A 20,433-nucleotide genomic window follows, 5' to 3' on the forward strand; every position below is an offset into this window, starting at 1 on the left:
TCGAGCTGCTCAGAAACGACGAATGGCAGGTCTGACGGCCGCCGCGAGCGGGGCCGGTCAGTCGGTGGTGAGCCAGGTGAGGGCGGCGGTGGTCAGGGCCTCGACGCCCATCGGCAGGGTGGGAAGGATCGCGGGCGCGAAGGCGGGGGAGTGGTTGCCTGGTACGTCCTCCCCGAGCCGCCCCTCCCGCTCGGCCCGGGCGTACAGGTCCGCGTCCGCGCTGCCCAGCCCCCAGAACACGGACGGCGCGCCGACGGTGGCGCCGAAGACGCCGAAGTCCTCGCTGCCCATCAGCGGCGTCATCTCCGCCACCCGCTCGCCCCCGAACCGGGCGGTGAAGGCGTCGCTCACCTTCGCGGTGGCGGCGGGGTCGTTGCTGGTCAGCGGGAACGAGTTCAGTGTGCGGAACTCGGGCCGCCTGGCCGCCCCCGACGCGTCGGCCTCGGCGTTGACGACGCGTTTGATCGCGGCCAGCAGGGTGCGGCGGACGTCGGTGGAGAACGCGCGGATGTTCAGGGTGATGGTCGCCTCGTCGGCGATGACGTTCTCCTTGTGACCGGCGTGGATCTGGGCCACGGTCAGCACCGCGCGCTCGAACGGGGACACCTCGCGCGAGACGACGCCCTGCAGCCGCATGACGGTGGCGGCGGCCAGGAGCACCGGGTCGACCGTCCGCTCCGGCTGGGAGCTGTGCCCGCCCCGGCCGTACAGGCGGATCTCGATGCTGTCGGCGGTGGCCAGGATCTCGCCGGGGCGGATGAGAACGGTGCCCGCCGGGTTCGGGAAGACGTGCTGGCCGAGGACGACGTCGGGCGTGCCGATCCGGTCGAACAGCCCGTCGTCCACCATCGCCTGCGCCCCGGCCGCGATCTCCTCCGCCGGCTGGAACAGCGCCACGAGCGTCCCGCGCCACCGGTCGCGCCCGGCCGCCAGCAGGCTCGCCGCGCCGCTCAGGCAGGTCACGTGCATGTCGTGGCCGCAGGCGTGCATGAGCGGGATCTTCCTGCCCTCGGCGTCCTGGGTGGTCGCGGTGCTCGCGTACGGGAGCCCGGTCGCCTCCAGCACCGGCAGCGCGTCCATGTCGGCCCGCAGCGCGACCACTGGACCCTCGCCGTTGCGCAGCACGCCCACCACGCCGGTGCCGCCGACGCCGGTGGTCACCTCGAACCCGGCAGCGCGCAGCCGGTCGGCCGCGATCCCCGCCGTGCGCTCCTCCTTGAAGGCGGGCTCCGGGTGCCGGTGCAGGTCCTGGTAGAGCGTCGTGAGCTCGTCGAGCGCCGGCCCTTCGAGCCCCTTCATGATCGCGCCGATCGCGTCGGAACCGCTCATACCATCACCTTTTCCAGTGCGGAGATCTCGTCGTCGAGCGTACGACGAGCGGCGCGGGCCTGCTCGGAGGTGGGAGCCGTCCGGGGGAAGCCGGCCGGCAGGTCGCCCAGCACGGCCGCGTACACGGCGGCACGGCGCGCCCCGCGAGCCGGCCTGGGCAGCCGGAACAGCGCGGCCACCAGGCGATCGACGGCCTCCGTGCCGAAGACGGACTCCCACGCCTGGCGCTCGGGCCCGGCGGCGGCCACCTCGCGGCGCTCCCGCCGGGCCGCCGCGGTCGCCTCCTCGTCCACGACGAGCACACCGTCCTGCGCGTCGTCACGTGCACCGCCCGGCACATCGTCCTGCGCTACGTGCGCGCCGTCCCGCGCGCTGTCACGTGCGTCGCGGAGGACGACGCCCTGTGCGCTGTCGCGTGCGTCGCGGAGGACGACGCCGTAGTCGCGGGCCGCGGCCGCGCGCGTCACCACGCCGCGTCGCACGTCCTCCAGCACGGCCTGCGGATCCCTGCGGTACGCGTCGCCATAGCCACCCGCGCCCGAGGTCAGCAGGCTGACGACGTCACCCGGCCGCAGCGGCAGCACGTCGATCTTGAAGTGCCGGCGTTCCCCTGGCGTGCCCGGGTTCACGATCAGCTCCGTCGGCGCCCCAGGCCCGCCGCCGAGCACCCCCCACGGGCGGAAGCACATCCGCTCCAGCCCCCTGGCCAGCAGCTTCGAGCCTTCCCCGAGCACACGGAAAGTGAGCTCCAGCCCGCAGCCGCCGCGCCAGCGGCCCGCGCCGCCCGAGTCGGCGCGCAGGCCGTACCGGAGGATCTCGACGCCGATCTCCGTCTCCACGGTCTCGACCGGGTTGTTGGACAGGTTGGAGATGCCGCTGTCGCGCCCGTCCACCCCGTCCGCGCCGTCGCGCGCGCCGGTCCCGCCCACCATCGGCTCCAGCACCTGGACGTTCTGCCCTGATTCGTGCTGTTCGGCGACCACGACGGGCACCACCAGGCCGCTGGAGGCCGCAGGCAGGACGTGCGGGGCGGCCAGCCCGAGCGCGCCGCCGATGGCGTCGTTGACGCGGTTGGCCGAGGCGTGCCGCACGCCCACGGCGGCCGGATGCACGGGATTGACCAGCGACCCTTCGGGCGTGGTGACGCTGATCGGCGCGATGAGCCCGGCGTTGAGCGCGATGCCGGGGTCCAGGGTGCAGATGAGCGCCAGGACGCGCGTGGTGATCCAGGCGTGCGGCCGGCCCAGGGTCGCGATGTTGAAGGCGGCGGCGACCTGCGGATCCGTACCGGTGAAGTCGAGGTGCAGGTCGCCGGCGCGCAGCGTGGCGGTGACGGACAGGCGTACCGGGATGCTGGAGACGGCGTCGTCGTCGAGGTAGTCGACGAATCGGTAGGTCCCGTCGCCCAGGCTCGCCAGGGCGGCGCGCGCCTTGCCCGCCGTGTAACCGACCAGGTCACTCTGCGCGGCGAGCACCGTGTCCACGCCGTGCTGGGCGATGACGCCGGACAGCCGCTCGCGCCCGGTGCGCAGGGAGGCGAGCATGGCCCGGATGTCGCCCAGGTTCGCCTCGGGGGTGCGGCTGTTCGCCGAGATCAGCGCCTCCACGTCCCTGACGGGCTCCCCGGCGCGGACGAGCTTGACCGGCGGGATCTGCAGGCCCTCCTGGAAGATCTCGTCGTTGATCGGCGACAGGCTGCTCGGCACCCGCCCGCCGATGTCGGAGCAGTGGATGAACGCCCAGCCGTAGCCGACGATCTCACCCTCGTGGAAGTACGGCTCGATGAGCTGGATGTCGGTCAGGTGGGTGGCCAGGCCGCCGGACCGGTACGGGTCGTTCGTGATGATCACGTCGCCCGGCTCCAGCGGCCCGGCGGCGCGGACGGCGGTCAGCACGTTCAACCCGACGAACCCGGACACGCCGATGCCCCTCGGATAGGCCACGAAGCCGCCGTCCAGGCCGGCGAAGGCGCAGCAGAAGTCGGCGGTCTCCTTGACGTACAGGGACCGGCTCGTCCGCTGCAGGGTCAGGCACATCTCCTCGGTCATGGCGCTGAGCCGGTTGCCGACGATCTCCAAGGTGACGGGGTCGAGCCGCACGGGTCAGGCCTTTCGACGGAGGTGCAGGTTGCCGGCGCCGTCCACGTCCCCGGACCAGCCGGGCGGGACGACCACGGTGGTGTCGTCCTGCTCGACGATCGCCGGGCCGTCGAACGCGTCCCCGACGCCCAGGGAGGCCCGCAGGTACACGCCGGCGTCGTGCCAGGCCCCGGCCAGCAGCACCGGCCTGTGCCCGGCGGGGCCGGGGTCGCCCGTTCCGCGCGGGGCGGCGGCGGGCGGCAGCTCGGCCACGGGGGCGACGACGCCGAGCCGGGCGGTGCCCAGCTCGATGCGGGCGCTCTGGTCGCGGAAGCCGTACAGGCGCTCGTGCTCGGCGTGGAACGCCTCGGCGATCGTCCCGGCGTCCAGCCGGTACGGCTCCAGCGCGACGCGCAGCTCGTACGCCTGGCCGGAGTAACGCATGTCGGCCGAGGAGGACAACCGGGCCACGGACGCGGCGCCGTCACCGGACTGCTCGGTGAGCCAGTCGCGGGCCTGGGCGGACAGCTCGGCCAGCACGCCGGTCAGCCGGGCGGCGCTCTCGGCGTCCAGAGGCCGGCGCAGGCTGCGGGCGAAGTCGCGGCGCAGGTCGGCGCCCGCCGCGCCCAGGGCGCAGAACGTGGCGGCCGTCGGCGGGACCACGATGTGGGCGATGCCGACCTCTTCGGCGAGCATGGCGGCGTGGGTCGGGCCCGCGCCGCCGAACGGGACCAGGGTGAACCTGCGCGGGTCGAGGCCACGCTGCGCCATGATCTTCTGCAGCTCGGTCGCCATCCCCGCCGTCGCCACCCGCAACGCACCGGCCGCCGCCACCCACGCCGCCTCACCGGCCCGCCCGTCCGGCGCGCCCGGCCGGTCCGCGTCCGAGGCGTCCGAGGCGTCCGAGGTGTCCGAGGCGTCCGGCGCGTTCGCGGGTGCGCCGTCACCGGTCGCGCGGGCGTCCGGGCCGGTTGCGGGGGAGTGGCCGTTGAGGCGGTCGGCGATGCCGGACAGGGCCTTGGCGGAGGCGTCGGCGTCCAGCCGCATCCGCCCGCCCAGGAACGTCGCAGGGTCGATCAGCCCGGTCACCAGGTAGCAGTCGGTCACGGTCGGCCGGTCGCCGCCCCGCCCGTACGCCACCGGCCCGGGATCCGCCCCCGCGCTGCTCGGCCCGACCTTCAGCACTCCCTGCCCGTCCACCCAGACGACCGAGCCGCCGCCCGCGCCGATCGCGTTCACCGCGACGATGGGCACGATCAGGGGCAGTCCGCCGACCGTGGTATGCGTGGCCAGCTCAGGCGCGCCGCCCAGTGTCACGGCGATGTCGCTGCTGGTCCCGCCCATGTCGAACGTGACGATGGCGCCCAGCCCCGCGCTCCGCGCCAGCCGCGCCGCCGCCGCGACCCCGGCCGCGGGCCCCGACAGGACGGTCTCGATGGGGCGTTCTGCGGCGGAGCGCAGGCTCATCGAGCCGCCGTTGGACGCGCTGATGAAGATCGGGGCCGGCACGCCCAGCCCGCGCACCCGGCTCTCCAGCCGGGCGAAGTAGTCGCGCATCAGCGGCTGGATGTAGGCGTTCAGACACGCGACCAGCGCCCGCTCGTACTCGCGCACCTCGGGCCAGACGGTCGCGGAGGCCGTCACCGGCAGGCCGGGCAGCCGCTCGCGCAGACTGGCCGCGACGCCCTCCTCGAAAGCCGGATCGGTGTACCCGTGCAGGATCACGACCGCCGCCGCGTCGGCCCCGGTGGCGCGCAGCCGTGCCGCGGCCCGATCCAGGTCGGCGGCATCCGGCGTGGTCACCGGCTCGCCGCGCGGGCCCAGCCGGGCGGGCAGCTCGACGATCCGGTTGCGCGGGACGAGGGGCTCCTCCTTGCCGGCGTACAGGTCGAAGGAGGAGGGCATGCGGCTGCGGCCGATCTCCAGGATGTCCCGGTAGCCCTCGGTCACGACCAGGGCGATGCGCGCGCCGCGCCGCTGGATGACGGCGTTCAGGCCGATCGTGGTGCCGTGGGTGAGGCCCGCGACCTCCTCGGGCCGCAGCTCGGCCTGGGCGAGGATCGCCGCCAGCCCGTCCGCGACCGCCTTGGAGGGGTCGGCGGGCGTGCTCGGCTCCTTGTGGTGGATCACCAGGCCGCGCTCGGGCACGACCGCGACCAGGTCGGTGAACGTGCCCCCGACGTCGATGCCGATCCGCGCGGTCGCCCCGTCGCCGGTAGCGGTGCCTTCAGGGCCCGCCTGCGCGGTAGCCCTGCCGTCAGACGTCACAATGCCTCCGAGATGCGAGCGAACCGGTCGGCCACCACCATCACGACCACGCTCGCCGCCATGAGCAGCGTGGACACCGCGGCCATCGACGGATCGAGCTGGTACTGCACCGCCGAGAAGATCCGCAGCGGGATCGTCGTGGTGTTGGCGCCGGCCACCAGCGCCGTGACGGCGACCTCGCCCAGCGAGGTGACCGCGGCCAGGATGGCGCCCGCGAGGATGCCGGGCCGCAGCAGCGGCAGCGTCACGGTGAAGAAGACCCTGGCCCGGCCCGCGCCGAGGCTCGTCGCGGCCCGTTCGAGCGCCGGGTCGAGCTGCGCCGCGCTGACCGTGACCGCGCGCACCACGAACGGCAGCGCGACCAGCGAGTGCGCCAGCCACAGGCCGGGCACGGAGTTGATCAGCCCGATGCCGTGGAAGTAGTAGAGCAGCCCGAGCGCGATGATGATCTCCGGCACCATCAGCGGCGACAGCGCCAGCCCCTGCAGCAGCCTGCGGCCAGGGAACGAGCCCTGCGCCAGCCCGTACGCGGCGAGCGTCCCGATCACCACGGTCGTCGGCACGACCAGCAGCACGAGCAGCCCGCTCAGCCGGAACGACACCTGCCAGTCGGGCGAGCCGAGCACGTCGGCGTACCAGCGCAGCGACAGCCCCGACGGCGGGAACGCCATCGACCCCGCCGCGTTGAACGAGCTCACGACCAGCACCACCAGCGGCGCGATCAGGAACAGGAAGACGAGCGCCGCCAGCCCTCCGGCCACCAGCCGGACACCCCTGTCGTAAGCCCTGTCGTAGCCACGCTCACCCATGCAGCCGCCTCTCCCAGATCCGGAACACGCCGGCCAGCAGCGTCGTGGACACGATGGTGAGCGCCAGCAGCGCGAAGCTCAGCGCCGCCGCGACCGGATAGTCGAACACCGTCGTCACCTGGTCGTAGACCCGGATGCCCGTCAGCGGCTGGGTCACCCCGCCGACCAGCAGCGGCGTGATATAGATGCCCATGGCGAGCGCGAACACGATCAGCGCGCCGGTGACCACGCCCGGCAGGCTGAGCGGCACGGTGACACGCAGGAACGTGCGGATCGGGCCGGCGCCGAGGGTCTGCGAGGCGCGGTGCAGGTTGCGGTCCTGCCCGCCGAGCGCCGTGGTGAGCGGGATGATCGCGAACGGCAGCAGCACGTGCGTGACCGCGATCACGACCGCCGGATAGCTGGTGAGGAACTGGGCCGGTTGATCCCGCAGCCCGGAGGCCACGAGCGCCTTGTTGACCACGCCGTTCCCGGACAGCAGCACCACCCACCCGTAGGTGCGCACCACCACGCTGGTCAGCAGCGGCGAGATCACGACGACGAACAGCAGCGTGCGCAGCACCCCGGCGCGCCGCCGGGCCAGGAAGTACGCGGCCGGGTAGGCCAGCAGCACGCACAGCACCGCCACCAGCAGCGCCGTGGCCAGGGTCTGGAGGAGCGAGCCGTAGAAGTACGGCTCGGTGAACACCCGCCCGTACTGCGTCAGGGTGAACCCGGGCAGCGCCGCGTTGAAGGTGTCGACCGGGTTGAAGCTCAGCCGCAGGAGGCGTACGAGCGGCACCAGGAACAGGGCGGCGAGGAAGACGACGAGCGGCAGGACGTACGTCAGGCCGGTCCAGCGGCGCGGCGCGGCCGTCATCCGGCCCCCGTCTCCAGGACGATCACGTCGGCCGGGTCCCAGCGCGCGACGACCGGCGTGCCCGCGCCGGGCGGGTCGGCGTCCGCGCCGGTGTCGGGGACCTGCACGCTCAGCGCGCGGCCGTCGGCCAGGCGCACCTCCACGTGCCAGGCGTCGCCCGCGAAGGCCCGATAGCCGACCGTCCCGGCCACACCGTCCGTGCCTTGGGTATCCAGGCGGATGCGTTCGGGGCGGATCGCGACCACGGCCCGCTCGCCCGGCCCGGCCGGCAGCGGCCCGCAGTCCACCACGATCCCGCCGGCGTCGAGCGTGCCAGCGGGGGTGATCGTGCCCTCCAGGACGTTCGCGGCCCCGATGAACTGTGCCGTGAACCGCGTCGCCGGCCGCCGGTAGACCTCGTCGGGGGTGCCGAGATGCTCGATCTTGCCGCCGTTCATGACGGCCACCCGGTCGGAGAGGGCCAGCGCCTCCTCCTGGTCGTGGGTGACGAACACCATCGTGGTGCCGATCCGCCGCTGGATGGCGCGCAGCTCGGCCCGCATCTCCCTGCGCAGCTTGGCGTCGAGGTTGGACAGGGGCTCGTCCAGGAGCATGACGGCGGGCCGGATGGCCAGGGCGCGGGCCAGCGCCACCCGCTGCTGCTGGCCGCCGGACAGCTGGCCGGGCCGCCGCCCGGCGAACCCCTCCAGCCCGACGAGGCGCAGCGCCTCGGAGATCCGCTCGTCGCGCTCGGCCTTGCCGAGCTTGCGGACGCGCAGCCCGTACGCGACGTTGTCGGCGACGGTCATGTGCGGGAAGAGCGCGTAGTTCTGGAACACCATCCCGAGCCCGCGCCGGTACGGCGGCCGGTCCGTCACGTCGGAGCCGTCGATCACGATCCGCCCGGCGGTGGGCCGCACGAAGCCGGCGATGCAGTTGAGCAGCGTCGTCTTGCCGCAGCCGCTGGGCCCGAGAATGGACAGGAACTCGCCCTTGCGGATGGACAGCCGGTCCAGGTCGAGCACGCGGGCGCCTTCGTAGCCGGCGGCCAGCCCCTCGATCTCGACGTGCCCGGCGCCCTCCTCGGGCAACTCGATCAGCCGAAGATCTGATTCCACCGCTGCTGCCATTCGTTGAGCTTGGGGGTGGCGACCGTGTAGTCGACCCAGACGAACTTCTTGTAGACCTCGGGCCCGTGCTCGACCCACTGCTCGAAGTTGTCGTTGTACTTGATCGTGTTGTTCCCCGCCGCGTACCAGGTGCCCTCGGCGAACGGCTTCTGGTTCTCCGCCGCCGTGAGGTAGTCGAGGAACTTCATGGCCAGCTCGCTGTGCTGAGTGCCGCTGGCGATGAAGTACGAGGTCAGCGCGCCCACGGCGCCCGACTTGGGGTAGGTGAAGCTGATCGGGGAGCCCGCCTGGGCCAGGGCGAACGCGCGGCCGTCCCAGAAGGGCATGATCCAGGCGTCGCCGTTCTCGATGACGGTGGCGGCGGCGCCCGCGTTGGCGGGGAAGGCCGACACGCAGCCCTTCAGCGTCTCCAGCGTGGCGAACGCCTTGTCCACCGCCGCCGGGTCGGACAGCTTGCCGCCCTGCGAGGTGACCAGGGCCGAGAAGAACTCCAGGCCCGGGTTGTAGGTGAGCGGGGGGAGGGCGACGTGGCCGCAGTACTTCTTGTCGAAGATGTCCGACCAGTCCGCCGGGGCGGTCTTGATCTTGTCGTTGCGGTACATGAGGCCGGTCGAGCCGGTGGTCAGCGGTACGCCGTACTGCTTGCCGCCGTAGGCCGACTTCGAGCCGAGCGTCAGGTCCAGGTCCTTCCAGTGCGTCAGCCGGTCGGTCTGGAGCGGCTGGAGCAGACCCGCGGAGGCGGCGGGCAGCGACGCGTCCGGGGTGAAGGCCAGGACGTCGAACGGCGGGTTCTTGCCCCCGGCCGCGCGCAGCTTGGTGAGCCATTCGGCGTTCGCGCCGTAGACGAGGTTCACCTTCGCGCCGGTGTCGCGTTCGAACGGCTCGACGAACGATTTCTTGAACAGCTCTCCCCACGCGCCCGCGAACGCGGTCACCGTGAGCTCTTCCTGCTTCTCCCCACCCGATGTGCCGCCGCCCGTGTCCACGCCGCCGCAGGCAGCCAGCGCCAGTACGACCGCCACGCCCGCTCCCGCCAGGCGAGTGACTCCGCCCTTCATCATTACCTTTCCGTCCGAGCAGCCGGCCAAGGGCGCGGAGGGCAGGGCACGGCTCGAGAACCGCGCTTGCCGCCAGGAGCACCGTTCAGCTCGACGACCATGTCATCACCCGGGGCACCCCGCCACGGTAGGAGGGTTGCCGTCCAGCAAGCCGGGGCTTGGCACTGGACTCTTGACAAAAGCCACTATACCAGTCGGTTTTATGCCAAATCACCTTGGGTGGTTTGTTACTATTCGACACTCTCTCTATACATTAGGTCAAGCTTGGTGGTCAGCATCCTGTTGCCTACCCCAAGCGCCGCATCGCCTAATCCTCCGCCCGTCCATGCGCCGCGTCGCCCCACGCCGGGCAGGTATTTGCCGTAAAATTCATAGGGAATACATGGATTGCTGTGCCGCACGTAAAGGGAGAGTGAGCGCCGTGCCGAGCTCCGTACCGTGGCCTAGTCTCGAGCCCATGTCGATCAATGAGGACGCCCGCGAGCTCGCGGCCCTGCTCCCCACGCCCGATCGCGCGGTCGTCGCGATAGAGCCTGAGGCCGGGGGAGAGGGGCACTGGTCGGGCGCGCCCAGCGCGGTCGCCGCGGACGGGCAGATCTACCTGGCCTACCGCCTGCGCCGCCCGGTGGGTCATGGCCGCGGCTACGCGGTCGTGGTGGCCGGATCGTCGGACGGCGAGCGGTTCGAGCCGCTGGTGACGATCACTCGCGCGGAGATGGACACGGAGTCGCTGGAACGGCCCACGCTGGTGCGCACGCCCGAGGGCCGGTGGCGGCTCTACCTGAGCTGCGCCACGCAGGGGACCAAGCACTGGCGGGTGGAGGTGCTGGAGGCCGCCGGCCCGGCGGGCTTCGACCCGCGCTCGCGCAGGACCGTACTGCCCGGTGACCCGAAGACCGGCGTGAAGGACCCGGTGATCGTACGGCGGGGCGGGGTGTGGCACCTGTGGGCCTCCTGCCACCCGCTGGCCGACCCCGAGGAGGCGGACCGCATGGTGACCGACTACGCCACCAGCGCAGACGGGCTGGAGTGGACCTGGCACGGCACGGCGCTCAGCGGCCGGCCCGGCCTGTGGGACGCCAGGGGCGTGCGGATCTCGGCGGTGCGCTTCGACGGGGACCGGGTGGCGGCCTTCTACGACGGGCGGGCGAGCGCGGCGGAGAACTACGAGGAGCGCACGGGGATCGCGGTGGGCACGGATCCCGCGTCGCTGACCCCGTGCGGCGACGCCCCTGCGGCCTCCTCTCCTCACGGGGGCGGCGGGCTGCGCTACCTCGACCTCGTGGACCTGCCGGGCGGCCGGACCCGGCTCTACTACGAGTACACCCGTGCGGACGGGGCCCACGACCTGCGCACCGAGCTCCGCTGACGCACGGTGTGTTACGTCATCGGGGTGCGGCCGGGCGGCCGTTCCTGGACTGGTGCCGGCCGGGTGGCCGGCTGCCGACCAGGCCGCCCGAGCGCGTCCGCGGCCCCAGCCAGTCGCTGAAGTCCTCGCCGGTGACCTCCTGCAGGAGCAGGATGTCTTCGGTGAAGTACGGCAGGAGCCGCCGCCGCTGCTCCCAGGTCAGCGGCCGGCGGGACCTGCCCCGGTGCTGGAGCAGGTTCTCGATGGGCCGGGCCAGCGGGGCGGGCAGCCGCCGGCGTACCGACGAGAGCATCCGGTGCCGGGGGTTCGCCTCGGGGTGCGCCGTGACGTTCTCCTTCGGCAGGTCGGTGAGCAGGCCCTGCCGTACGCCGAGGAAGCCGCAGATCCGGTCGAGCGTCTCGGCGGGCCGGTCGACGAGGTCCCGGTAACGGAAGATCAGCACCTGTTCGCGGGGGAACAGCGTGAACAGGTGGGCTAACTGCTCCCCATAGCGGCCGAGCCCGACATAGTGCCAGAAGTGCGCCCATCCGGCGGCGATCCGGTGTGGCTCCTCCGCGCAGGCGCGTACGACGTCGTCCAGGGGTTCGAGCCCGGCCGACCACAGGTGCGTCCAGTTGGAGTGGGCGCGCTCGACGGGGTCGCGCAGGATCACGATCAGCCTGGCGTCCGGGACGGCGGCCCGGATACGCCGCTGCGCGTCGAGGTCGTACAGGTAGAACGGGGTGGCCTCGCCCGTCAGGGCACCGGCCGGGGCGGCGGCGAACAGGGCCTCGTAGTCCGGGCGCCGCCAGATGTGCTCGCGGTAGGTCTCGGCGTCGCCCGGGCCGCCTGTGGTGGGCGGCGGGCCGTCGGTGAGGAAGTGCTTGGGCTCCTTGACCGGTGACATGAACAGGTCCGGGTGTAACTGCAGGGCGGCGTGGAGCGCTGTCGTGCCTGACTTGGGCACGCCGACGATCAAGAAATCCGGCAGGGACATGGTCGTCCTCTCGAGCGAGACAGCCAATATCCCAATTACCTACCAAATATATCGATAATGCAACCCCGCAGCACCCGCCCACCAGAACCACCCGCTCCCTTGAGCACCGCCCGGGGCCCCTAAGCGCCAACCCTCCGGGCCCTGAACGGCGGCGTCAGGACGTGAACCGGCCGAAACGGCGATGTCAGGACGTGAACCGGCCGAAACGGCGATGTCAGGACGTGAACCGGCCGAAACGGCGGCGTCAGGGCGTGAACCGGCCGAGCAACTCTTCCGCGGCGGCGAAAGCCGCGACCACGTCGGCGGCCGTACGCCGCTCCCGCACCATGCCCACAGCCTGACCGGCATAGATGTAGGCGGTGCCGAAGTCGTCCGTGCGACGGGCGGCCGCCAGCTCAGCGGGCGCCCCCTCATCCACCGCCAGCGCCTCCTCCCGCCCCGCCCACCGGTCGAAGAACGCGTTGCGCAGGGCGCGCCCACCGAACTCCGCAGGCCAGGCCAGCCGCTGGGCGACGTCGAAAACCCGGCCATAGGCCGTACCGGTCTCGCTCGCCCCCATGACGCGCTCCCTGGCCGTATCGGAGAGGGTCGTCTCGGCGCAGCCGAGGAAGGCCGTACCCACCCAGGCGCCCTCCGCGCCCGCGGCGAGGACGGCGGCCAGGCCGCGAGCGCCGGCGATGCCGCCGGCCGCCAGCACGGGGATGCGCACCGCGTCCAGCACGCTCTGCAGCAGCGGCAACGTGGCCACCTCGGCGCGACCGTGCCCGCCACCCTCGCCACCGCGCGCGACCACCACGTCCACCCCGGCCCGTTCGGCGGCGCGCGCCTCGTCCGTGGTGCCCGCCTGCGTCGCCACGACGATCCCGGCCTCCCGCAACGGCTCGACGTAGCGATCGAAGGGCCCGTAACTCACCGACACCAGGCTGGGCCGGGCGTCGAGCACCGCGTCAAGCTGGCCGGGATCGTCGTCGAGCGCCCAGGCCATCAACCCGATGCCGTACGGACGCCCGCCACCGGCGGCGACGGCGGCCTGCTCGGCGATCCACGAGGGGGCCGCGGTGGCGGGCACGCCGAACATGCCCAGCCCGCCCGCTGCGGACACGGCCGCGGCCAGCCGCCCGTCACTCACCCCTGCCATCGGCGCACCGACCAACGGCAGCTCCAGCCCGAACCGATCGGTCACCCAGGTCCGCAACATCGCCCACCCTCCAACTCATCTCAATGAAGACGATTCTCCCTCCTGCGGACGCGGCCGGGGATCAGCCCAGGTCGATGGTCAGGTACGTCCAGGCAGCACTGATGGGCGGTCATCTGGGCATCGGCACGTATGTTCTCGGGCCCCTGCTTATCTCCTTGTCCAGGCGAACGCCGCTCTCCAGCTCGATCACCGCAAGACACGTGCCCAGCGCCGAGACCTCGGGGTTGTCGGACCAGGTCTCGGGTTCGCCCGACCAGGTGTCGTAGACGGCAGCGAATCTCTCCGCGTAGGGCGCCAACGGCCCGATCTGCTCGGTCCAGGGAACGAAGGGCAACCAATAAGGTTCGGGAAATTGGAGCTGTCCCTTGCTCTCTCCATAGGAGGCATACAGGGTGGTGTTGCCCTCGATGTCGCCACTTAGAGACCAGTGCCGGAATCCCGCACCGCCGATCCGATCCGTCACCTCCTTGCCATCGAGATAAGGGTTGTTCGACCATGTGACGACGCCCGCGCCGACTTGCTGGAGTTCGAGGTCCTCCGGCTCGACCTCTCTCGCAGTGCGCAGCATGGCGGCATCCAGCCCGAGTCGGCGCACTGCGTCCTCGACCGTCAGCACGCCGTGATCGGGGAGCGTCACCGTGCACGCCATGTTTTCCCACGTCCTCTGGCTAACCAGCTCGTCATAACGCTTGGCGACCTCACTGAACACAGGGAAACCCGCTTTCTCGAACGGAGCCACGCCGACAACCTAGGGCACGAGGCCCGCAGTGGGCCGCGGCCTTCTGCCGCGGAAAGCGATCGAAGGATCGCAAACGAAAAGAGACCCGCTGAATCACCTACTTAACACGGATCCGTTACCGTGGCATACTCCTTAACCGTTGTGATCGAAACTTTTGAGGGGTGAGATATGCAACCAGGCTTATGGCGATTGATTGCCGGCATGTTCGCTTTGCTGCCGACGATGTATTCCCCATGCGGCTGGGCCAGGACAATGCCTGGCTACTGCGAGATCGCGAGCTCAGACGCCGGTTTCGGGGTTGGCGTCGTTGCCTCAATGGTGTTCAGCGGAAACATGCTGTTGTTTTGGATGGCGGTTATCGAGTCCACGCTTCTGATATTCGCTTTTCCTGCGCTGCTCGTGGCACTGACGAGCAAGTGGCGGGGACGACGGTTCACTCAGGCCGTTCTCGGGTTACTGGTCGCCGGTGGGGCGGTGAACGTACTCGCGAACGCTCTCGGCAGGGTGACAAGCAGTGAGGTTTTCTCCATTGCCGTCTTCGAGAAGCTGCCCTCAGGTGACCTGGAGTTGCCGTCCATCTGGCTCGGCTTCGCACTGATGGCCGCCGCCTGTGCTCTACGCCGAGCCGTTCGTCAAGAAGACAAGGAAGTCGAAGCTCCTCGCGGCGCATGGGTGAGATCCGAGGGGCAGCGATCAGAGGGCATCCAGACGCGCTGACAGTATCTGCACCAGTCGTCATGCCACCACGCCGGGCATGGATGGCTGTCTCGAAAATTCGAGTGCGCCAGGAGTGCGGCCGGTGTTGCATGAATCGGATGATCGACGAACCGCTGGAACGACTCCGCACCGCCGCACGGCGCACACGTGAGCTGGCCCGGAACCGGGCGGTCACCGGCCGGGGGCACGAGGACGCCGATGACGACGTCGGCACGATCGGCACGGACGGTGCCCTCGGATTCGACCCGTTTCCGCTGCTCGAAGCCTTCCACCACTACGGTGTTCGGGTCGTGGCGATCGGGCAGGTCGCCGGCATCATGCATGGATCCGCCGAGCTGACCGGTGATCTGGACGTCCTCTGGGACGGCGACCCGGCCCACGCCCCGGCTCTTGCGGCCGCCTTCACCTCCGTCAACGCCCAGCTTTCCGACGAAACGGGCAATCCCTTGGCAACTCGGCCGGGTTCCTTGCTCCGCCCCAAGGTGCAGTTCGCCTCACCTGGAGCCGGCGGTGACTGCTGCACCCCGGCGCTTCCCTGGGGAACCCTTGATGTCCGGGAGTTCCTTGACCGCGCGATCGTCGCCGTCGACCCGGGCGGCCTGGAAGTTCACTACGTCTCCCGAACGGACCTGATCCGGATGCGTCGCGCCATCGGCCGCCCCAAGGACCTCCGCCGAGCCGCAGAGCTGGACTTGTCCGCCTCGGACCGCCGAGGCTGACGGCCCACCCCAGCCCTCGGGCCCGGCTCCAGGGGGCCGGAGCCGGGGTGGTGCGAGGGCGCGGGCTCAGTTCGTACAGGTGGCTGAGACCGTGACGTCGTAGATGTGCCAGACACCGCCGGACGCGGCCCACACGAACGTGGACGCCGTCTGCCAGTTCGTACAAGCGACGCCGGCGGCGAGCACCGCTGAGCGGGCGGCCTGGGCGCCGTTCTGGATGGCCGCGCTGGCGGTGGCCCCACCGCCCTGGCGGGTCTCCGAACGCGGCACCGTGTACGACGGGGGCGGTGGCGGAGGAGGCGCCGTCACACAGGTGCCGGACGCGGTCGCGTAGAAGATGTACGCCGAGCCGTCAGGCGCCGTGTACACGTGGGTGGACGAGACCGACACACTGGGGCAGACCTCGCCCACCTGCGCCGCCTGCTGGTTCAGCGCCGCACGGGCGTTGTTCTCGGCGTTCGTCGTCCCGGCCGACCAGGACGGGCCTGAGCCCGAGGCCGTCGCGGTGCGATACGTGTCCGCGTACGCGGACGGCCCGGTCACCACGGCGGCGGCGAGCGCCAGCGCGGGCAGGGAGCGGAGGAAGTGACGGGTACGAGGCTCCATCGACGTTCCCTTTCGCGTCAGGGAAGCAGGTCAGGGCACGGCCGGGTCGGGCCACCCCCAGGACCGGCACACTAGGTCCGGTACGTGCGCCGCACCAGCGCCGGGCCCGCCAGGCGGCGTCCGCGCACGTCGCAGGCTGAAACTTTCACCGCCGAGCCGCCGACGGACGGCACATGGGGCGGCCTCCGACGGCCCCATCGAGGCGAACGACCCGATCCCCTCGGCTACGAGCTCGCCGCCGCACCCGAGGTGGACCCGCCCAACGCCGGCCGCTCCGCATCTGCGGCTGAAGTCCCGCCGCAACGATCTTCTTGAACGCGCCCGTCAGACGTTTCGCGTCGCAGAAGCCTGGCGTCGCCGGGTTCCCCGATAACCCTTTGCCGGACGGCGCGGTAGCGATTGAGACTTGCCGGATGACCTTCGGCGACGTACACGAACTGATCGACGAAATCGCAGGTGTTCCCGCGCTGGCCCGATTTCAGGACTCGCCGGAACGCGCCGCCGAGCGCGGAACCGTGCTCTTCTACCACGGCTTCTCCGGCTATAAGGAGAGGATGGCCCCCTACCTGACCGGGATCGCCGAAGGCGGATTCCTGGCGATCGGGCTCGACGCCGTGGGGCACGGTGCGCGCCGCCGGCCGGACTTCGCCGAGGTCTTCTCCGATGAGCGCTGGGAGACCGACTTCGAGGCCACGGAGTCCGACTTCATCCGCGTTATCCAGGACACCGCCGCCGAGGTTCCTGCCCTCATCGATGCGCTTTGTGATCGGGGCTGGGCGCATCCGGACCGGGTGGGCATCGCCGGGCGATCATTGGGGGCCGAGGTCTCGTACCTCGCGGTTCTGATCGACTCGCGGTTGCGGGCCGCCGCACCGATCGTCGGCAGCCCGGAATGGACGCTGCCCCGGCCTGACAGTCCGCACCGGCACCCGGAGAGCTTCTTCCCGGTCGCGATCCTGTCGCAGACTGCGGAGAACGACGAGTACGTCCCGACGGCCGGCATTCGCGCCTTCCACGATCTCCTCGCGCCGCACTACGCCGGTGATCCCGCACGCCTCGAATACGTCGAGTACCCGGGCGTGGGCCATTTCCTCGCGCCCGAGCTCAACGAGCAAACGATCCATCGTGTTGTCGCCTGGTTCGGTCGCTGGCTGTCCAGCCCGGGGCCTGGCACTCAGCAAGGCCCGGAGCGCTGAACGTCAGGCGGAGGCCGGTCCCAAAGGTGACAAAGGTCCCGAAAGTCCCGAAGGTCTTGAAGGTCCCGTACGTCAGGCAGAAGGGGTGAAGGCGGCCAGCGCGATGCTCAGGGTGCGCTGGTTCTGGCCGGATGCCTTCGCGTCGGTGGAGTTGACCGAGTAGACCAGGGTGCGGCTCAGGTCGCGGGTGGCGCCGACGCCGGCCGCGTAGCCGTGGCGGGCGCCGGTCTTGCCGTAGGCGACGATTCCGCCGGGCAGGACCAGCTTCGTCATGCCGGAGGTGTAGACGGCCGGCTGGTTGCCGCACTCGTCGTGCATCTTGACGTCCGGGACGGTGAACATCGGCGCCAGCTGCGCCTTCGGCACCACCTTGCCGGAGAACAGCGCCGTGACGAACTTCTCCAGGTCCGCCGTGGTCGAGATGAGGTCGCCGGAGGCCCAGGTGGAGGTGACGCTGGTCTCGGTCATGTCGACCACGTGGCCGTCCCCGTAGGCGATGGCGTCGTCGAATCCGGCGGGCACGCTCTGGTAGCCCTTGTGGTGCGGGCCCCGGATGCGCGGTGAGGTGCCGGGCAGGTAGCTGTTCCGCATGCCGACCGGGCGCAGGATCCTGGTGGTGACCTCGTGCTCGTACGAACGATCCGTGACCTGCTCGATCAGCAGCCCGGCCACGAACGTGTTGGTGTTGAGGTAGTGCTGCCTGGTCCCGGGCGCGAACTCGATCGGGTTCTGCACGGCCAGCGCGACGTACTCCTTCGGCGTCCAGGTCTTGAACCGGGTCTGGTAGACCCACTCGAACGTGCCGGGCAGGGTGGGCGCGGGCAGTCCGCTGGTGTGGTTCAGCAGCTGGCCGACGCGCACCTTGGGATAGGAGGCGGGCAGCAGGCCGGGCAGGTAGTCCTGGACGGTCCCGGTCAGGGAGAGCTTGCCCTCGGCCACGAGCTGCAGGACGACCGCGGTGGTGAGCATCTTGGTCACGCTGCCGGCCCGGAAGCGTACGTTCCCGGAGGCCTTGCGCTGGGTGGCCAGGTCGGCGACGCCGCTCACGCCCGTCCACGAGCCCTTGCTGCCCCCGACCCGCACGATCGCGGCGGTGGCGTCGGCGGCGGGCAGGCCGCCGATGGCCTGCCTCAGCGCGGCCGGGTTGATCGGCGGGATCGCCGCCCCCGGGTCCGGCTGGACGACGGCCGGCGGCGGGCACGGATTCGGGGTGGCGGCCACGGAGGTGGAGGTGCTCAGGGCTGGAGTGGCCGCGTGGGCCGGTACGGTCACGAAGGTGGTGGCGAGCGCCAGGCAGGCGGCAGCGAGCTTCATCGGAATATCTCCAGGTGAGAGGGGTTGAGCTGCGATACGAACCATCCTGTCGAGCACGCCGCCGAAGCGGATCGCCGGTGTGACGGATTCCTGCTCGCCCGTGAGAGGGAGCCGCGAGATCCCCCGTACCGGCGATGCCGGGAACGGGTGGGACGGCCGAGTATGCCCTCATGAGCTTCCGCATCGCCCTCTTCGCGGCCGGACCCGCCGCCCTCGCCCCATGACATCGCAGGCAGAATGGGACTCCGTGTCCGATATACGGTTCTTGGCCCCGGTCCGGCGGTGGGCGAGCTCAGTGCCGCCGATCTGGGTGGACGCCGTGCTCGCGGCGCTGGTGCTGGTCGCGCAGCTCTGGCCGCTCGTGTTCGGCGAGAGCTGGGACGGCACGCCCTGGCACTGGTGGGGGTACGCGGTCGTGATCGTCGCCGTGGTGCCGCTGATCTGGCGGCGGCGCGCGCCCGTGGTGGTCCTGGTCGCGACCCTGGCCGCGACAGGCTGCTACGACCTCGTCGACGAGGTGGCCAGGCAACCCGTCTGGTACGGCGGGCTGGTCGCCCTCTACACCGTGGCCGCCTACTCCGCCCGCTGGACCCGTTTGATCATGCTGGCCGTCACGCTCGGCGGCGGCCTGCTCCTGGTCGGCTCGGCCGAGACCGCGTTGCGCGGCATCGTGCTGTTCACCGCCGCCTACGCCATCGGCCGCGCCGCCGCCGCCTCGCGGGCGCACGCCGCCGCGCTGGAGGAGCGGGCCGTCCGGCTGGCCCGCGAGCGCGAGACCGAGGCCGAGCGCGCCGCCGAACGCGAGCGGGCCAGGATCGCCCGCGACATGCACGACATCCTGGCCCACGCGGTCAGCCTCATGGTGGTGCAGGCCGAGGCCGGACCCGTGGTGGTCAGGAGCGACCCGGCCAGGGCGGAGGCCGCGTTCGACGCGATCGCCGCCGCGGGACGCGACGCCATGATCCAGCTCCGCCGCATGCTCAACGTGCTGAAGGAGGACGAGGGCCCGCGCGCGCCGCAGCCGGCGATCGCCGCCATCCCCGCCCTGGCCGAGCAGGTCAGAGCCACCGGCATCGAGGTGACGTACGCGGCCACCGGCGACCCGGTGCCGCTGCCTCCCGACGCCGAGGTGGCCGCGTACCGGATCACCCAGGAAGCGCTCACCAACATCGTCAAGCACGCGGACGCCACCCGCGCCGACATCCGACTCACCTGGCAGGACGACACCATCATGATCGACATCACCGATGACGGCCGCGGCGGCGGCGCGGCCCTGCCGTCAGGCGGCAACGGCCTGATCGGCATCCGCGAGCGGGCCGCCGCGTGTGGCGGCACCGCCGTCGCAGGCCGGCGCGCCGGCGCGCCGGGCTTCCAGGTCCTCGTACGCCTTCCCGCGCCCCGGCGGGCGGTGCCGGCATGACCGTACGCGTGGTGGTCGCCGACGACCAGGAGCTGGTACGCGCCGGGTTCAGCATGATCCTCGACGCCCAGCCGGACATCGAGGTCGTCGCCGAGGCGGGGGACGGCGCGCAGGCCGTCGCGGCGGTCCGTGAGCATCGCCCCGACCTGCTCCTGCTCGACATCCGCATGCCCGTCATGGACGGCATCGAGGCGGCCGGCGTGGTGTGCGCGGAGAGCGACTGCCGGGTCCTCATGCTGACCACGTTCGACCTGGACGACTACGTCTACGACGCGTTGCGGGCCGGGGCGAGCGGGTTCCTGCTCAAGGACGTCCGCCGCGACGACCTCGTCCACGCCGTACGGGTGGTCGCGGCCGGCGAGTCGCTGCTCGCGCCCTCGATCACGACGAAGCTGATCGCCGACTTCACCTCCAGGGCGGCGCCGCCGCGGCCTGCCGAGCCCCCCTCGGAACGGCTCGCCGTGCTGACCGCCCGCGAGCGGGAGACGATGCGGATGATCGCGCGCGGCCTGTCCAACGCGGAGATCGCGCGGGCCATGGTGGTCAGCGAGCACACCGTGAAGACGCACGTCAGCAACGTCCTGACCAAGCTCGGGCTCCGGGACCGGGTCCAGGCGGTGATCGTCGCGTACGAGAGCGGGCTCACCGTGCCCGGCGACCTCACCTGAC

At 71.4% G+C, this 20,433-nt stretch carries 18 protein-coding genes and 1 riboswitch; of the genes, 6 read left to right on the plus strand and 12 right to left on the minus strand.

Annotation, left to right across the window (positions count from 1 at the left end; genetic code table 11):
* Positions 1-57: 57 nt before the first annotated feature.
* The 7 genes from ABEA43_RS27190 to ABEA43_RS27220 are packed head-to-tail and all read right to left on the minus strand — an operon-like array spanning position 58 to position 9,474.
* Complete coding sequence (locus ABEA43_RS27190) at positions 58-1,329, minus strand: amidohydrolase (protein WP_345566091.1); 1,272 nt, start codon at positions 1,327-1,329, stop codon at positions 58-60.
* Positions 1,326-3,428, minus strand: a complete 2,103-nt coding sequence (locus ABEA43_RS27195) for a hydantoinase B/oxoprolinase family protein (RefSeq protein WP_345566093.1) — start codon at positions 3,426-3,428, stop codon at positions 1,326-1,328. Before ABEA43_RS27195 ends, ABEA43_RS27190 begins: the two co-directional genes overlap by 4 nt.
* Positions 3,429-3,431: 3 nt before the next feature.
* On the minus strand, positions 3,432-5,675 hold the full coding sequence (locus tag ABEA43_RS27200) for a hydantoinase/oxoprolinase family protein (protein WP_345566095.1): 2,244 nt from the start codon (positions 5,673-5,675) through the stop codon (positions 3,432-3,434).
* The gene (locus ABEA43_RS27205) at positions 5,672-6,484 is read right to left on the minus strand and encodes an ABC transporter permease (protein WP_345566097.1); all 813 of its coding nucleotides are present in this window, start codon (positions 6,482-6,484) and stop codon (positions 5,672-5,674) included. Before ABEA43_RS27205 ends, ABEA43_RS27200 begins: the two co-directional genes overlap by 4 nt.
* Positions 6,477-7,343 (minus strand): ABC transporter permease, encoded by an 867-nt coding sequence (locus ABEA43_RS27210; RefSeq protein WP_345566099.1) that lies wholly within the window; start codon positions 7,341-7,343, stop codon positions 6,477-6,479. The genes ABEA43_RS27205 and ABEA43_RS27210 overlap by 8 nt, the downstream gene beginning before the upstream one ends.
* Entirely contained in the window at positions 7,340-8,440 is a 1,101-nt protein-coding gene (locus ABEA43_RS27215) for an ABC transporter ATP-binding protein (RefSeq protein ID WP_345566101.1), read from the minus strand. Before ABEA43_RS27215 ends, ABEA43_RS27210 begins: the two co-directional genes overlap by 4 nt.
* Positions 8,419-9,474: an ABC transporter substrate-binding protein gene (locus tag ABEA43_RS27220; protein WP_345566104.1), complete on the minus strand. Its 1,056-nt coding sequence runs from the start codon at positions 9,472-9,474 to the stop codon at positions 8,419-8,421. Before ABEA43_RS27220 ends, ABEA43_RS27215 begins: the two co-directional genes overlap by 22 nt.
* Before the next feature lie 93 nt (positions 9,475-9,567).
* Positions 9,568-9,688: riboswitch (SAM riboswitch) on the minus strand.
* A gap of 279 nt (positions 9,689-9,967) precedes the next feature.
* On the opposite strand from ABEA43_RS27220, the gene ABEA43_RS27225 reads away from it, so the two are divergent.
* Positions 9,968-10,879, plus strand: a complete 912-nt coding sequence (locus ABEA43_RS27225) for a hypothetical protein (RefSeq protein ID WP_345566106.1) — start codon at positions 9,968-9,970, stop codon at positions 10,877-10,879.
* A gap of 16 nt (positions 10,880-10,895) precedes the next feature.
* Here ABEA43_RS27225 and ABEA43_RS27230 read toward each other — a convergent pair whose 3' ends face one another.
* From ABEA43_RS27230 to ABEA43_RS27240, 3 genes are all read right to left on the minus strand, one after another.
* Complete coding sequence (locus ABEA43_RS27230; protein WP_345566108.1) at positions 10,896-11,855, minus strand: sulfotransferase family protein; 960 nt, start codon at positions 11,853-11,855, stop codon at positions 10,896-10,898.
* Between the two features lie 244 nt (positions 11,856-12,099).
* The gene (locus ABEA43_RS27235; RefSeq protein ID WP_345566110.1) at positions 12,100-13,053 is read right to left on the minus strand and encodes an NAD(P)H-dependent flavin oxidoreductase; all 954 of its coding nucleotides are present in this window, start codon (positions 13,051-13,053) and stop codon (positions 12,100-12,102) included.
* 109 nt (positions 13,054-13,162) lie between these two features.
* Positions 13,163-13,792 (minus strand): hypothetical protein, encoded by a 630-nt coding sequence (locus tag ABEA43_RS27240; RefSeq protein ID WP_345566111.1) that lies wholly within the window; start codon positions 13,790-13,792, stop codon positions 13,163-13,165.
* A 201-nt stretch (positions 13,793-13,993) separates the two neighbouring features.
* Between ABEA43_RS27240 and ABEA43_RS27245 the strand changes: the two genes are divergently transcribed.
* Both ABEA43_RS27245 and ABEA43_RS27250 read left to right on the plus strand, forming a co-directional pair.
* Positions 13,994-14,509, plus strand: coding sequence for a hypothetical protein (locus tag ABEA43_RS27245; RefSeq protein ID WP_345566113.1), 516 nt, complete (start codon positions 13,994-13,996; stop codon positions 14,507-14,509).
* 98 nt (positions 14,510-14,607) lie between these two features.
* Positions 14,608-15,228 (plus strand): hypothetical protein, encoded by a 621-nt coding sequence (locus tag ABEA43_RS27250; protein ID WP_345566115.1) that lies wholly within the window; start codon positions 14,608-14,610, stop codon positions 15,226-15,228.
* Between the two features lie 66 nt (positions 15,229-15,294).
* Here ABEA43_RS27250 and ABEA43_RS27255 read toward each other — a convergent pair whose 3' ends face one another.
* Positions 15,295-15,834 carry a hypothetical protein gene (locus ABEA43_RS27255; protein WP_345566117.1) on the minus strand — a complete coding sequence of 180 codons (540 nt, stop codon included), beginning with the start codon at positions 15,832-15,834 and terminating at the stop codon, positions 15,295-15,297.
* Positions 15,835-16,247: 413 nt separating this feature from the next.
* Between ABEA43_RS27255 and ABEA43_RS27260 the strand changes: the two genes are divergently transcribed.
* Positions 16,248-17,030: a dienelactone hydrolase family protein gene (locus ABEA43_RS27260; protein WP_345566119.1), complete on the plus strand. Its 783-nt coding sequence runs from the start codon at positions 16,248-16,250 to the stop codon at positions 17,028-17,030.
* Positions 17,031-17,102: 72 nt separating this feature from the next.
* Here the strand turns inward: ABEA43_RS27260 and ABEA43_RS27265 are convergent, their stop codons facing one another.
* Complete coding sequence (locus ABEA43_RS27265; protein ID WP_345566121.1) at positions 17,103-18,344, minus strand: serine hydrolase domain-containing protein; 1,242 nt, start codon at positions 18,342-18,344, stop codon at positions 17,103-17,105.
* Between the two features lie 247 nt (positions 18,345-18,591).
* Between ABEA43_RS27265 and ABEA43_RS27270 the strand changes: the two genes are divergently transcribed.
* A complete protein-coding gene (locus tag ABEA43_RS27270; RefSeq protein WP_345566123.1) occupies positions 18,592-19,764 on the plus strand; it encodes a sensor histidine kinase in 1,173 nt (390 codons plus the stop codon).
* Entirely contained in the window at positions 19,761-20,432 is a 672-nt protein-coding gene (locus ABEA43_RS27275; protein WP_345566125.1) for a response regulator, read from the plus strand. Before ABEA43_RS27270 ends, ABEA43_RS27275 begins: the two co-directional genes overlap by 4 nt.
* Position 20,433: the final 1 nt, after the last annotated feature.

This window comes from Nonomuraea rosea, from assembly GCF_039539705.1.
GTDB classification, from domain to species: domain Bacteria; phylum Actinomycetota; class Actinomycetes; order Streptosporangiales; family Streptosporangiaceae; genus Nonomuraea; species Nonomuraea rosea.